The 13,848-nt window shown below is 74.4% G+C and carries 12 protein-coding genes; 3 read left to right on the forward strand and 9 right to left on the reverse strand.

What is annotated here, in order from left to right; all coding sequences use genetic code 11:
- Positions 1-122: 122 nt before the first annotated feature.
- Positions 123-2,696, reverse strand: coding sequence for an FtsX-like permease family protein (locus D1J60_RS14250; protein ID WP_125821352.1), 2,574 nt, complete (start codon positions 2,694-2,696; stop codon positions 123-125).
- Positions 2,693-3,481, reverse strand: coding sequence for an ABC transporter ATP-binding protein (locus tag D1J60_RS14255; protein ID WP_125599730.1), 789 nt, complete (start codon positions 3,479-3,481; stop codon positions 2,693-2,695). Before D1J60_RS14255 ends, D1J60_RS14250 begins: the two co-directional genes overlap by 4 nt.
- A 547-nt stretch (positions 3,482-4,028) precedes the next feature.
- Between D1J60_RS14255 and D1J60_RS14260 the strand changes: the two genes are divergently transcribed.
- Together D1J60_RS14260 and D1J60_RS14265 are read left to right on the forward strand one after the other, a co-directional pair.
- Complete coding sequence (locus tag D1J60_RS14260; protein ID WP_241253562.1) at positions 4,029-5,534, forward strand: MDR family MFS transporter; 1,506 nt, start codon at positions 4,029-4,031, stop codon at positions 5,532-5,534.
- 92 nt (positions 5,535-5,626) lie between these two features.
- Positions 5,627-6,571, forward strand: a complete 945-nt coding sequence (locus D1J60_RS14265) for a hypothetical protein (protein ID WP_241253262.1) — start codon at positions 5,627-5,629, stop codon at positions 6,569-6,571.
- Between the two features lie 54 nt (positions 6,572-6,625).
- Here D1J60_RS14265 and D1J60_RS14270 read toward each other — a convergent pair whose 3' ends face one another.
- The 3 genes from D1J60_RS14270 to D1J60_RS14280 form a co-directional block, all read right to left on the reverse strand.
- On the reverse strand, positions 6,626-7,108 hold the full coding sequence (locus D1J60_RS14270) for a hypothetical protein (RefSeq protein ID WP_125606180.1): 483 nt from the start codon (positions 7,106-7,108) through the stop codon (positions 6,626-6,628).
- A 143-nt stretch (positions 7,109-7,251) separates the two neighbouring features.
- Positions 7,252-7,641 (reverse strand): hypothetical protein, encoded by a 390-nt coding sequence (locus tag D1J60_RS14275; protein WP_125821353.1) that lies wholly within the window; start codon positions 7,639-7,641, stop codon positions 7,252-7,254.
- Positions 7,638-8,198 carry an ABATE domain-containing protein gene (locus tag D1J60_RS14280; RefSeq protein WP_241253263.1) on the reverse strand — a complete coding sequence of 187 codons (561 nt, stop codon included), beginning with the start codon at positions 8,196-8,198 and terminating at the stop codon, positions 7,638-7,640. The genes D1J60_RS14275 and D1J60_RS14280 overlap by 4 nt, the downstream gene beginning before the upstream one ends.
- 82 nt (positions 8,199-8,280) lie before the next feature.
- Here D1J60_RS14280 and D1J60_RS14285 point away from each other — a divergent pair, with 82 nt between their 5' ends.
- Complete coding sequence (locus D1J60_RS14285) at positions 8,281-9,141, forward strand: alpha/beta hydrolase (protein WP_164720899.1); 861 nt, start codon at positions 8,281-8,283, stop codon at positions 9,139-9,141.
- Here the strand turns inward: D1J60_RS14285 and D1J60_RS14290 are convergent.
- From D1J60_RS14290 to D1J60_RS14305, 4 genes are all read right to left on the reverse strand, one after another.
- Entirely contained in the window at positions 9,116-9,580 is a 465-nt protein-coding gene (locus tag D1J60_RS14290; protein WP_125821355.1) for a hypothetical protein, read from the reverse strand. The two genes, D1J60_RS14285 and D1J60_RS14290, sit on opposite strands and share 26 nt — an antisense overlap.
- Positions 9,581-9,582: 2 nt before the next feature.
- Positions 9,583-10,191, reverse strand: a complete 609-nt coding sequence (locus tag D1J60_RS14295) for a hypothetical protein (RefSeq protein WP_125821356.1) — start codon at positions 10,189-10,191, stop codon at positions 9,583-9,585.
- Between the two features lie 100 nt (positions 10,192-10,291).
- Positions 10,292-11,164: a cellulose-binding protein gene (locus tag D1J60_RS14300; RefSeq protein ID WP_125821357.1), complete on the reverse strand. Its 873-nt coding sequence runs from the start codon at positions 11,162-11,164 to the stop codon at positions 10,292-10,294.
- Positions 11,165-11,289: 125 nt separating this feature from the next.
- Positions 11,290-13,845, reverse strand: coding sequence for an SUKH-4 family immunity protein (locus D1J60_RS14305; protein ID WP_125821358.1), 2,556 nt, complete (start codon positions 13,843-13,845; stop codon positions 11,290-11,292).
- Positions 13,846-13,848 lie beyond the last annotated feature (3 nt).

The raw sequence follows: 13,848 nt of genomic DNA on the forward strand, positions 1-13,848 counted from the left end.
CCCCTCGGCCCCTGGGCAGCTGAGCCGCCGGGCCGCCGGCGGACGACGCCGGCCCCGGGCCGTCCCTGCGGACGGTCCGGGGCCGGCGCGTTCCCCCGTGCTTCCCCCGTACGACCGCCCCGCTACTCGCTGGCGATCGCGTTCAGGACGTTCATCCGCCCCGCCCGGAAGGCCGGGACCAGTGCGGCGAACAGGCCCACCAGGGCCGAGCCGGCGAAGACGCCGATGATGGTCGGCCACGGGATCTCCAGCACCTTCAGCCCCTGGAGGGCGAGGAGCTGCTGGGCGGTGGCACCCCAGCCCATGCCCAGGCCGAGGCCCAGCAGGGCGCCGAAGAGGGCGATGACCACCGACTCCAGGCGGATCATGCGGCGCAGCTGCCGGCGGGAGAGGCCGATGGCGCGCATCAGGCCGATCTCGCGGGTCCGCTCGACCACCGAGAGGGCCAGGGTGTTCACGACACCCAGCACCGCGACGATGATCGCGAGGGCGAGGAGCCCGTAGACCATGTTGAGCAGCTGCCCGACCTGGTCCTTGAGGTCCTGCTTGTAGTCGGTCTGGTTGAGCACCTTGTACTGCGGGTACTCGGCCATGGCCGCCTTGAGCGCCGTGTACGCGCTGTCGGCCTGCCCCTTCTCGGCCTTGGCCAGCAGCATGAACGGGCGGGCCAGCCGGTCGGCCGGGACGTTGGCCTCGGCGGTCGCGGTGCTGATGTACTTCACGCCCTTGTCGAGGTTGCCCTCGTCCGAGGTGATCGCGGCGACCTTCAGCCTGGTGGTCTTGCCGCCGTTGAAGGCGACCGTCAGCTCGTCGCCGACCTTGACGTGGTGCTTGTCGGCGTAGAGGGAGCCCACCGCCATGGAGCCGGCCGCGTACGCGTCCTGGTGCGCGCCCGCGACCATCTTGCGGCGCACGTCCTGCGCGTACGTCGGGTCGGTGACGCTGAGCTGGTCCTGGGCGGACGTGCCGTCCGGGGCGGTGATCTTCGCCTCGACCTCGCGGTACGCGGTGACGTGGTCCAGGCCCTTGGTGGACCGCATGGCCTGCTCGGCCTGCGGCATCATCGGCTGACCGCCCTGCGAGGCGACGATGTAGTCCGCGCCGACGCTGCGGTCGAGCTCGTCGGTGGCGGAGGCCACCATGGAGGAGCCGACCACCGACAGGCAGGCGACCAGCGCCAGTCCGATCATCAGCGCGGCGGCCGTGGCACCGGTGCGGCGCGGGTTGCGCAGCGCGTTGCGCTCGGCGAGCCGGCCGACGGAGCCGAAGGGCCGCAGCACCGGGGCGGCGAGCACCCGGACCACGACGCCGGCCAGCAGCGGGCCGATCACGATGAAGCCGATCAGGCTGAACAGCACGCCGACGGCCAGCCACAGCGAGCCCGCGGAGGCCTTGTCGGCGGCCGCGGCGAGGAACAGGGCCGCCCCGCCGATGCCCGTGAGCAGCAGGCCGAGGGCCGCGCGGACCCTGCCGGCCTTCTTGTCGCCGGGGGTTCCGGCGTCGCGCAGGGCGGCCATCGGGGACACCTTGCCGGCCCGGCGGGCCGGGACGTAGGCGGCGACGACGGTGACGACGATGCCCAGGACCAGGCCGACGGCCGGGGTCGTCCACTTGACCGTCAGGTCGGCGGTGGACAGCCGCATGCCCATCTGGCCCATCAGCTTCATCAGCCCGACGGCCAGGCCCACGCCCGCCGCGACTCCCGCGAGGGAGCCGACGACGCCGAGCAGGAACGCCTCGATGAGGACCGAGCGGTTGATCTGGCCCCGGTCGGAGCCGATGGCGCGCATCAGGCCGATCTCGCGGGTGCGCTGGGCGACCAGCATCGAGAAGGTGTTGAAGATCAGGAAGATGCCGACGAGGAAGGCGATGCCGGCGAAGCCGAGCATCACGTACTTCATGACGTCGAGGAAGCCCATGTCCTTCTTGTTGGCGGCCGCGGCTTCCTTGGCGGTCTGGACCTTGTACGTGTCCGCGCCGACCGCGGCCGCCACGTTCTTCTTCAGCTGCTCGTGCGTCACGCCGTCCTTGGCGGTGACGTTGACGTGGGTGAACGTGCCCGGGGCGCCGAGCAGCTTCTCCTGGGCGGTGGCGGTGTCGAAGTAGACGATGGCCGCGCCCGGGTTGGTCACGGTGAAGGAGGCGATACCGCTGATCTTCGCCCGGACGTCACCGGTGACGGCGATGGTGCGCAGCTCGTCGCCGAGCCTCAGCTTGTGCTTGTCGGCGGTGTCGGCGTCGACCATCACCTCGGTGGGGCCGCGCGGGGCGTGGCCGGAGGTGATCTTCATCGACTTGAGCTCGTTGTCGTTCCAGTTGCCCGCGATGGTCGGGGCTCCGGTGGTCGACCCCATGTTCTCGTTCTTGGAGTTGACGACGGTGACGGCCATCGAGACGACGCCGCCCTCGGCGGACTTCACGCCCTCGGCGGCACGGACCTTCTCCACGACCGAGCCGGGCAGGGACTCCGGCCTGCCGCGGGCCGAGACCTCCTCGCCCTCCTCGGCTTCCTTGGGGCTGACGGTGACGTCGGAGCTGGTGACGGCGAACAGCTTGTCGAAGGTGGTGTTCATGGTGTCCGTGAACACCAGGGTCCCGCAGACGAAGGCGACCGACAGCAGCACGGCGACCGCGGAGAGCGCCATCCTGCCCTTGTGCGCGAGGAAGTTGCGCCGCGCGGTCTTCATCACGGTCACGAGGTCCGCCCGCGCGCGTCGAAGTCCTTCATCCGGTCGAGCACCTGGTCGGCGGTGGGCCCGTACATCTCGTCGACGATGCGGCCGTCGGCGAGGAAGATGACGCGGTCCGCGTAGGAGGCGGCGACCGGGTCGTGGGTGACCATCACGATGGTCTGGCCCAGCTGGTCGACGGACTGGCGCAGGAAGCCGAGGACCTCGGCGCCGGCCCGGGAGTCCAGGTTCCCGGTCGGCTCGTCGCCGAAGATGATCGCCGGGCGGGCCGCGAGGGCGCGGGCGACCGCCACGCGCTGCTGCTGTCCGCCGGACAGCTCGGTCGGGCGGTGCTTGAGGCGGCCCGCGAGACCGACCGTCTGGACGACCCGGTCCAGCCACTGCTGGTCCGGCTTGCGGCCCGCGATGTCCATGGGGAGGGTGATGTTCTCCAGGGCGTTGAGCGTCGGCAGCAGGTTGAACGCCTGGAAGATGAAGCCGATCTTGTCCCGGCGCAGCTGGGTGAGCTTCTTGTCCTTCAGGCCGGTGATCTCGGTGTCCTCCAGGTGGATCTGCCCGCCCGTCACCGTGTCCAGCCCGGCCAGGCAGTGCATCAGCGTGGACTTGCCGGAGCCGGAGGGGCCCATGATCGCGGTGAACTGGCCGCGGTGGATGTCCACGTCCACGTGGTCGAGGGCGACGACGCGGGTCTCCCCGGAGCCGTAGGCCTTGACGACCTGGCGCGCCCGGGCCGCGACGGAGTTCTGTCCCCCGCCGCTCCCGTGCCTGGTCTCGGTCATCGCCGTTGTCACGGTGCTGTCTCCCCTGTTGGTGTGCCTGTGCTCGTGCTCGTGCTCGTGCTTGTGCTTGTGCTGCCGGTGCGGCCGGCGCGTACGTGGCCGGTATGTGCGTGGCCGATATCCGTACGGCCGCCGTCGAAGTCTGCGGTGCGGGGGGTGCCGGGCGCGCTGGTGCCCATCGCCGTATCCACCGGGGGGTTAACCCCACCCCCACCCACCGGCGGACCCGCTCGTATGAACCAGTTAAGGACCTCGCGGGCCTTTCGGCCTCCTCCGCCGGGACGAACGTCCCCTGGGCCCAAATGCTGAGCCACCCCTAGGGGTTGTCCGCCCTGCGACGGACCTGGGGTAGGGGACACGGAGGGCCCGGGCGTCCGTGAGACGGGGATTCCGCCCGGAGCGGCCCGGTGAGATGGTGTTCCCCGCAGACGAGGGGAACACCGTGGAAGCAGGAGAAAACCGGGCGAAAGGCTCCACGGAAGCTTCCGCGGAGGGCACGGCGGACCCCGTCGGCCACCCCGGAGGAAGCCCGGGGGTCCCGGAGTCCGGCCCCGAGGCCGTGCCGGGTCCGGCCGGCCCCGGACGGCCGCCCACCCGGGTCGTGGTGGCGCTGATGCTGAACATGGCCCTGGTCGCGCTCGACAGCACGATCGTCTCCACCGCCGTCCCGCAGATCGTCGGGGACCTCGGCGGGTTCGCCGTCTTCTCCTGGCTGTTCTCCGGCTACCTCCTCGCCGTCACCGTCACCCTGCCCCTCTACGGCAAGCTCAGCGACACCTTCGGCCGCAAGCCCGTCCTCCTCTTCGGCACCACCCTCTTCCTGGCCGGCTCCCTGCTGTGCGCGTCCGCCTGGAACATGGCCGCGCTCATCGCCTTCCGCGTCGTCCAGGGGCTGGGCGGCGGAGCCCTGCAGAGCACCGTGCAGACCCTGGCCGCCGACCTCTACCCGCTGCGCGAACGCCCCCGCATACAGGCCCGGATGACCACCGTGTGGGCGAGCTCCGCCCTGCTCGGCCCGGCCCTCGGCGGGGTGCTGGCCGGGTACGCGGGCTGGCGCTGGACGTTCCTGATCAGCGTGCCGCTGGCCGGGCTGGCCCTCGGGCTGACCGCCCGCCACCTCGTGGAACCCGTACGCTCCCCAGGCCGCCGGGGCCCCGTGGACTGGGCCGGGGCCCTCGCCGTCTTCGCCTGCGGCGGGCTGCTGCTCTTCGCCCTGGTCCAGGGCGGCGTGGCCTGGCCCTGGCTGTCGGCGCCCTCGCTGGCGCTGCTGGGCGCGAGCGTGGTCCTGGCGGCGGTGGTCGTCCGGGTGGAGCGCCGGGCCGCGGAGCCGATCCTGCCCGGCTGGGTGTGGCGCCGGCGCACCATCGCCGCCGTGAACCTGGCGATGGCGGCGCTCGGGCTGCTGATGGTCGCCCCGATGGTGTTCATGCCGATGTACGCCCAGTCCGTGCTCGGGCTCGGGCCGGTCGGAGCCGGGCTGCTGACCGCCCTGATGACGCTGAGCTGGCCGCTGTCGGCCGCCCTCTGCCAGCACGTGTACCGGCGCATCGGCTTCCGCGACACCGCCGCCCTGGGCGTCGGGCTGGGCTCGGCGGTGCTGTTCGCCTTCACCCTGCTGCCGTACCCGGCGCGGCCGTGGCAGCCCGCGCTGGTGATGCTGCTGCTGGGCGCCGCCCTCGGGCTGTTCCAGCTGCCGCTGGTGGTCGGGGTGCAGTCCACGGTGGGCTGGGCCGAGCGGGGCACCACGACGGCCTCGGTGCTGTTCTGCCGCACCGTCGGGCAGAGCGTGGGGGCCGCGCTGCTGGGGGCGGTGGCCAACGCGACCGTCGCCGCCCGGCTGGCGGGGGCGCCGCTGCCGGGGCTGCCGGAGCGCCTCGACGACGTGTCGCGGGCCCTGGCGGAGCCGGGCGGGCTGTCGCCGGCCGCCGCCGAGCACCTGCGGGCCGCGGTGGCGGCCGCGGTGGAGCACATCTTCCTCGGCGCGACGGCCGCCGGGGTGGCGGCGGTGCTGGTGCTGCTGCTGGTGGCGCCGCGCAGGTTCCCGGTGCTGCCGGAGCACGACTAGCCGAGGTGCGCACACCCCGACCCGCGCGTCGGGTTGTCATGTTCGGGCCCAGTGGGTGACCCTCTTGCCCAGGACCGCATCCGGGGGGACGTATGGCATCCGCACTCTTCGCGCTCGCGTTACTGGCCGCCCTGGCCGGGCCGGTGGCCCTGCGCCTGCGCCGCAGGCCGGGCTTCGTCACCGGCCGCGACGGCCGGCTCTCCACCTCCACCACCCTGGCGCTGGCCTGGACGGTGCTCCTGGTCTGGCTGCTGCTCGCGATCCTCGCGTACGGGCTCACGGCGGGCGGCGGCGTCTCCTACTTCCGCGGCACCGGCTCCGGCTCCGACGGCCCGCTGTCGTCCCTGACCTCGGTGTACCTGCCGCTGCTCGGGGGCCCGTACGCGGCCCTGATCGCGGCGAAGGCGGTCGTCGGCTTCCGCCTGGAGAGCGGCAGCATGGCCAAGCCGGCCCCCAAGCCCACCCCCGGCGGCCGCCGCCCGCTGCGGGAGCTGATCGCGAACGACAGCGGCCGGACCGACCTGGTGGACCTCCAGTACGTGGCCCTGAGCGCGGTCACGATGCTCTACGTCGTCCTCTTCTTCCTCTCCGACGTGGGCGGCGGGCTCCCCCGGCTGCCCGGCGAGATCTGGGCGCTGACCGGCGCTCCGGCCGGGGCCTACCTGCTCAACAAGATGGCCACCCGCCCCAACCCGGTGATCACCGACGTCACCCTCACTCCCGAGGGGCTGCTGCGGGTGGAGGGCGGCGGTTTCACCGAGCCCCGCCTCACGGTGGACGGCACCCCGGTCGAGGCGACGCCGGATCCGGCGACGGGCGCCCTGACGGCCCGGCTGCCGCAGCCGGCGAAGCCGCCGTTCACGGTGGTGGTCGTCGCGCGCGGGCTGCGCAGCGACCCGTACCGCTACGAGGGCGCCCCGGCCCCCGCACCCGCACCGGCGGTGCCGGCGGCCCCCGCGCCCACACCCGTGGCACCGGCCCCCGCACCCGCGACACCGACGCCGACGCCGACGCCGACGCCGACGCCGACGGCATGACGGGGGCCCGGCACCCCCGGGTGCCGGGCCCCTCGTCCGTTCGTCAAGCCAAGATCAGCCGATCGTGCGGAACGGGGAGTCGAAGTAGTCGGACTCCTCCTCGGCGCTGTCGGAGGCGTCGCTGTCGGCCGGCTGCTGCACGGGGGCCTGGGCGGCGTCCTCGCGCTTGTCCTTCTCGCCCGGCTCGGCGGGCTTCGCCTGCTGGTCGGATTCGAAGGCGACGGCGGAGGCCTCGAAGTCGCCCGCCTTCTCACCCGGGCCCGCGGCCGCGACCGGCTCGCCCTCGCAGTTCTTGTTGTCGAAGAACAGGGCCACCTTGTCGGTCTCGTTGACGGCTTCCTCGATCGGGGCGTCGGTCACGGCCAGCGCGTGGCACTTGTCCTCGGCCAGGTCGCTCACCTGCCCGGTCTTGCTTTCGCCGTTCTGCTGGAAGCTGTAGCTGAGGGCCTTGCCGTCGTCCGCGAGGGCGGTGGCGGCGGCCGGCAGGACGAGGGTGAGGGCTCCGGCGAGGGCTACGGCGGTGGTGCGAAGACGCATGAGGGGGGTTCCGTTCTTCTCTTCCGCGGGCGGATGCCGGTCCGGTGGCATCCGGGAGGGAGCGTAGGAGCGCGACGCGTTGGAGAAACCTTTCCTCGAGGGGAGCGCGCCCCGAGGTTCACCCACCCTGCCCCCCCACGGGCTCAGCCCGCCTCCCCATCCGGGGGGATCCGGTTCACCCGCCATCCCTCGGGGGTCTCGGTCAGCGTCAGGGTCCCGATCCAGTCCATCCCGCCCTCGGGGTACTCCCATTCGGCCGGGTCCGCCAGCACCTCCGGCAGCGCCTCGCGCGGCACCACCCCACCCGGCTGGAAGCCCGGAGTGCCGTCGGGCGCGGCCCACGGGACCACCCGGCGCACCTCGATCCACCCCCGGTCGACGAGGTCGAGCAGGATCGGGGCCAGCTCGGCGGCCGACAGCTCCTTGTCCTCCTCGGCCAGGTCGCCCCAGACGCCGGGCAGGATGTCGATCTCGAAGGCGTTGATCATGAAGGCCCGCTGGCTCTCGGTCAGCGACTCCCACTCGCGGCTCACGCGCCCTCCCCCTTGTGCCGGGCGTAGTAGCGCGCCACCCGGGCCCGGTTGCCGCAGGCCGACGCCACGCACCAGCGGCGGCGCGGGTGCGCCGGCAGGAACAGCAGCACGCAGTCGGACGCCTCGCACTCGCGCACCGCCATCACCCGGGGGTCCGTCACCAGCTCCACCACGGCCTCCGCGAGCTCGGCGGCGAGCCGCTGCGCGGGGGCGGCCTCCCGGTACGGGGCCGCCGTCATGCCGGTCAGCGCGGTCCAGGCCAGCTCGGTGCGGGCCGGGGCGGCGGCGAGGACCTCGTTGAGCGCGGCCAGCGCACCGGACGGGGGCCGCTCACCGCGCCGGGCGGCGGCCAGCAGCGGCCCGGCCGCCTCCCGCACGGCGTGCGCGGCGGCCACCTCGGCCTCCCCGACCTCGGCGACGCGGCTCAGCCGCCCGGGCTCCTCGGCCAGCCAGGCGGCGAGTCCCGCCCGGTCGGCGATGAGGTCGCCGGCCCCGGCGGGCCGGGTGTTCAGCAGGTCGAGGGCGAGGGGCTCGCCCAGCAGCGGGAACAGGTTCACGCCGCTAATGCTAGCAACACCACTTGACCCATTAGCCGCAGCTGCCGCAGACTAATGCCACCGAAGCCCAAGGAGGCATGTGATGATCGCTCACCACACCGTCGACGTGGACGGCGTGACCGTCGCCTACCGCGAGAGCGGCCCGGCCGACGGCCCGGTCCTGCTGCTCCTGCACGGCTTCCCCACCGCCTCGCACCAGTTCACCCGCCTCATGGACGCGCTCGCCGGCACCCCGTACCGGCTGATCGCCCCCGACTACCCCGGCTTCGGCCGCACCACCGCCCCGCACGGGTTCACGTACACCTTCGACCGGCTCGCCGACATCGTGGAGGGCTTCACCGACGCCCTCGCCCTCGACCGCTTCGCCCTGTACGTCTTCGACTTCGGCGCCCCCGTCGGACTGCGGCTCGCCACCCGCCGCCCCGACCGCGTCACCCACCTGATCGTCCAGAACGGGAACGCGTACGACGAGGGCCTCTCCGACGCCGCCCGTGAGTTCGCCGGCCTGCGCCGCGAGGTCCCCGGCAACGAGGAGCGCGTCCGCGCCCTGTTCACCGAGGAGGGCACCCGCTTCCAGTACGAGACCGGCGTCGCGGACCCCGCCCTGATCTCCCCCGACAACTGGACCCTCGACGTCCACTACCTCGGGCTGCCCGGCCGCGCCGACGCCCAGGCCGACCTCGCCTTCGACTACGCCTCGAACTTCGCCCACTACCCCGCATGGCAGACCTGGCTCCGCACGGCCGCCGTCCCGGTCCTCGTCGCCTGGGGCGCCGGAGACCCCTTCTTCACCCCGGCAGGCGCCAAGGCCTACCTCCGCGACGCACCCCACGCCGAGGTCCACGTCTTCGAGGGCGCCGGCCACTTCGCCCTGGAGACCCACCTCGCCGAGATCGCCCCGCTGATCCGCGACTTCCTCACCCCCACAGCCGCCGCCCGGTGACGCCCCCGGGGTCGCGCACCGCGTACACCCCGGCCCCGCCCCCGTACGACGCGGCGACGACGGCGACACCGCCGTCCAGGGTCAGCGCCGTGAAGTCCGGGCGGCCGGCCCCGGCCCCGGCCCCGGCCCCGGCCCCGAGAACCGTTTCCGCACCGGCCCCCATGAGGTCCCACTCCGCCGACAACCGCACCCGCCGCCAGCCGCCCTCCCCACCCGGCGGCATCAACAGGAACGCACCGCCCTCCCCGAACAGCCCCTCGGCCACCGCGAGCCGGTACCAGCACTCGTTGAGCGACTCCACCAGCCGCGGATCCGCGTACCGGACGTAGACACCCCCGAAGACCTCCGCCGAGCCGTACCCGGCGACCGCCGCGACCACCCCCTCCGGCACCCCACCGGGCACCGCCGCGCCCCCGGCCCGCGTCCACACCCCGCTCACCGCTAGGACCGGAACCCCACGATCCCGAACCCCGGCCGCGCCTCGACCTGCCGCAGCCACCCCAGCACGTCCCCCACGGCCTCGGACACCTCGCTGTCCAGCAGCGGAACCTCCCCCCGCCGCTTGGTCTCCTCGAACTGCTCCAGCGCCTTCACGCAGTCCTCGTACGTCCACTCGCCGCAACCCGGCGTGTACGTCGACGGCAGGCCGCCCGGCAGGTCCGAGAAGTCGAAGTCCTCGACCGAAACGGCATCGATCTTCAAAGCGCGCAGCCCCGCGTCGACCATCCCCAGCCAGTCGCCCCGGTACGGGGAGAAGGAGGAGTTGTCGAGGAAGGACCCCGTCAGGTCACAGAGCCGCTTGTACGCGTACGCGTACTGGAAGGCGTGCTCCCGGTCCTCACTGAACGGCCCGCCGTGCACCACCGCGCGCAGCGCCTCGTACGCCGTCGGCGCGCCGCCCTCGATCTCCGAGTCGAACCAGTCGTCGTCATGCGCGAGATCGGCGGCGAACCGCTCCCGGACCACCTCCAGGAGCGCGTCGTCACGCGAGCCGACCAGCGCGTGGACGGCCTTCAGATCGAGCAGGTACACACTCAGCGAAGAACTCATACCGCGAGGCTAACGGCGCCCACTGACAACCCACTTGGCGGTGCCCCTCCCGCCCCGCGCCGACCCGGCGCGGCCGGCCCGCCACCGCGCGGAGCAGCCCCTACCCCTCCGCCGGCGCCCGGCCCGTCAGCGCCGCAAGGCTGGAGCGGACGTGGCTCATGTGGGCCCGCATCTCCTCCTGCGCCTCCTGGTGCTCCCGCAGGATCCGCTCCGTCTCGCGCACCGTCCGTTCCTCCCGGACCCGCGCCTGCGCCACCAGTTCCTCCGCCCGCGCCTGCGCGTCCTCCTGGCCGTGCCGGGCCGTCTCCTCCGCCTCGGCGTACCCGCGCCTGGCCTCGGCCAGCCGCGCCTCGGCGTACCGCTCCAGCTCCGCGTACCGCGCTTCCTGCTCGTCCGCCCGCGCCGCGAGCTCCCGTCCCGACGCGTCCCACCGCTCGACCTGCTCCTGCTCCCGCTCCGCGAGCAGCGCCCGCGCCCGGCGCCCCGCCTCCGCCAGTGCGGCCTGCGCCTCCGACCGCCAGGCCGCCGCGTCCTCGCGCGCCTCCGCCCGCAGCCCGTCCGCCTCCCGCTGCGCCCGCAGCAGCCCCTGCCGCGCCCGTACCTCGGTCTGTTCGCGCACCGCCTCCGCGTCGTGCCGCGCGAGCTCGGCCACCCGGTCGGCGTGCGCCTCGGCCGCACCCGCCGCCTCCGCCGCGTCCGCCCGCGCCTCCTCCCGCAGGACCTCCGCCTCCTCCTGCGCCAGTTGCAGGATCCGCCGCGCCCGCTCGCTCAGCTCGTCGTACGTCTGCGGGGCCAGCGCGGCCACCGCCGCCCGCAACCGCTCGGCCTCCGCCTCCATCTGACGGGCCAGCACGGTCAGCCGCGCCACCCGCTCCCAGGCCTCGTCCCGGCTGCCGGACAGCCGCGCGAGATACCGGTCGACTTCGTCCGTCCGGTAGCCACGACCGCGCACAGTCGCAAAGGGTGCAGTCATCCTGGGAGCGCCTCTCTCGCGGGGATTGCTGTCAAGGATGCGTCATTTGCTCGCAGAAGCCGGAATGGCCGGGCCGGGTCCCCCACACGAGGAGACCCGGCCCGGCCACACGCACGCTCACCGCGTCAGAGCAGTCCGTCCCACATCTGCTCCAGCAGCACCGACCACCAGCTCTCCGGCGAAGCCAGCGCCGCACTGTCCAGACCGGCCAGGTTCGCCTGGAAATCGACGGTCCAGCGCCCGGCCTGCTCCGGCGTCAGATGCTGGCGCAGCCGCCACATGTGACCCAGCATCGCCAGCGAACGCGCGAACTGCGGCAGGCTCGAGTTCACGAATTGCGGCGGCACCGGGGCCCCGCCGGGTCCGGCCTCCACCGGCACCGCCACTATGTGCGCCGTCCCGTACTGCACGCACAGCGCCTTGCCGAAGTCACTGCCGACGACCAGGTACGAGCCCGCGTCCGACGCCGGCTGCACCCCGCGCTGCGCCGCCAGCTCGGCCAGCGTCGGCACCGGCTGGCCCGGCACGGCCTGCGCCCAGAAGAACGGCCCGAAATCGACCGGCAGACCCGCCCACATCAGGGTCTGCGCCACGATCTCCGGCACGCCCTGGCGCGACACCGCCCGCTGGTCGAAACGGAACACCCCCTGCGGCCCGAAGGCACCCGCCAGCTCCTGCGCGATGGCGTCCATCGGGATCGCCGGCTGGAGCGGAACCTGCGGCAGCGGCGCCCGGACCGGCGCGGGGCGCGCCGGGCCGTCCGCCACCTGGTGCAGCTCACCCTGATGGGTGAGGAGGTGGCGCATGCCCTGCTGACGGCCCGCGTGGTCGGTCCCGTACGGGGCCACGCTCGTGATCCGCACCTGCGGCCAGGTCTCCCGGATCATCCGGGCGCAGTAGCCGCCGGGCAGCTCACAGGACGCCAGCTCGGTGTGCAGCTCCAGCACCTGCTGCGGCGGCACGTTCATCGCGCGCAGCTCGTACAGGATCTGCCACTCCGGGTGCGGCGTACCGGGCGCCGAGCGGCGGATCAGCTGCTGCTCGGAGCCGTCGGGCGCACGGTAGCGCAGCACCGCCTGGTAGCCGGGGCCGACCGTGGGCGCGCCGGACGGGGCCTGCGGCGGCTGTCCCGCTGGCCCGGGCGGCGGGCCGGGGGGCGTGCCGGGCGGGCCGGGCGGCTGCACCGCACCGGGACCGGCCAGCATGGTCGCGGCGTGGTGCGCACCGGCCCCGGGAGCGCCGGGAGCCCCAGGGGCGCCAGGGGCACCGGGAGCCCCGGGCGGACCCGGGGGCGCCGGCGGCTGCACGACGGCGGGACCGGCGAGCATCGTCGCGGCGTGGTCCAGCCCCCCGCCCGGCGAACCGGGAGCACCGGGAGCGCCGGGAGCGCCGGGAGCGCCGGGCGGTCCAGGAGGCGTCGGCGCACCGGGAGGCCCGGGCGGCTGCACCACACCGGGCGCCGCCAGCATGGTCGCGGCGTGGTGCGCACCGGCCCCGGGAGCGCCGGGAGCCCCAGGGGCAGCGGGCGCACCGGGAGGCGCGGGCGGAGCCGGAGGACCGGGAGGCGCCGGAGGACCGGGCGGCGCCGGCGGACCGGGCGGCTGCACGACGGCCGGGCCGGCGAGCATCGTCGCGGCGTGGTCCAGCCCCCCGCCCAGCGAACCGGACGCGCCGGGAGCACCGGGCGGCCCAGGCGGCGCCGGCGGCGCACCCGGAGTCCCCGGCGCACCCGGCGTCGTGCCAGGCGCGGCCAGCATCGTGGCGGCGTACGCCCCGCCACCGGGCGCCCCGGGCGCACCCGGAGCCCCGGGCGCACCAGCCGGCGGCACCGGCGGCGCCTGCGGGACACCGCCCGGCGGGGACACACGGGCCCGGCTCGTCGGCGCGTCGGCGATGGACCCGGCGTCCGCCGGAACCGCCACCGCCGGAGCCACGGTCGTCCTGGGCAGCTGGCTGCCACCCGCCATCAGCGTGGTCTTGGCCTCCGGGGCCACCCCCGAGGCGGAGGGCGCGTCGTCCAGGTCGGAGCCGGCCAGCGGCGGCGCGAACACCGTGGCGGGCAGCGGAACGGAGCCGTCCTCGGCACCGGAGTTCACGTCCGTCCCGGCCCACGGCGTGGAGCCGGCCGGCACCCCGTCGGTCGCGGCCGGCTCGTACGGAACCTCGCCCCCGCGCCCGAGCGGAACCGGACCCCCCGCACCGGAAGCGGCACCCGAACCCGCAGCGCCGACACCGGCACCGGCACCCGAGCCGGAAGACCCAGCCCCGGACCCAGAGCCCGCACCCGCGGCACCCGCCGGCGGGATCCCCGCCCGGTCCGCCGCCTCCTGCAGCCACTGCGGCGGCGTCAGCATGAACGACGTCTGCTCCGAGTCGATCCGCGGCGGCGGAACCGAAGCCTCGGCAGCCGCCGACGCGGCAGCGGCCCCGTACTCCTCCTCGTACCGCCGGATCACCTCACCCACCGGCAGCCCCGGCCACAAGGTCACCTCACCGCTGTCCCGCGCGATGACCAGCCGCTGCCGGCCGCCACCGGACACCGGACCGGCCACCCGGTCCTCGGCCCACACCACGAATCCGAGCCCGAACTCCCGCACCCGCACCTCACGGTGCTGGTACGCGGGCACGTCCCCGTTGATCCACTCCTCGGCGCGCTCCTGCGCCTGCGCGAACGTCACCACGAC

Origin of the sequence: Streptomyces sp. W1SF4, assembly GCF_003950035.1 — a bacterium.
GTDB classification, from domain to species: domain Bacteria; phylum Actinomycetota; class Actinomycetes; order Streptomycetales; family Streptomycetaceae; genus Streptomyces; species Streptomyces racemochromogenes.

Bases quoted from the DNA above. Each gene is read 5' to 3' on its own strand.
- D1J60_RS14265 (WP_241253262.1), top strand. From the start codon at position 5,627: ATGGCATCCGCACTCTTCGCGCTCGCGTTACTGGCCGCCCTGGCCGGG.
- D1J60_RS14270 (WP_125606180.1), bottom strand. From the start codon at position 7,108: ATGCGTCTTCGCACCACCGCCGTAGCCCTCGCCGGAGCCCTCACCCTC.
- D1J60_RS14285 (WP_164720899.1), top strand. From the start codon at position 8,281: ATGATCGCTCACCACACCGTCGACGTGGACGGCGTGACCGTCGCCTAC.
- D1J60_RS14295 (WP_125821356.1), bottom strand. From the start codon at position 10,191: ATGAGTTCTTCGCTGAGTGTGTACCTGCTCGATCTGAAGGCCGTCCAC.
- D1J60_RS14300 (WP_125821357.1), bottom strand. From the start codon at position 11,164: ATGACTGCACCCTTTGCGACTGTGCGCGGTCGTGGCTACCGGACGGAC.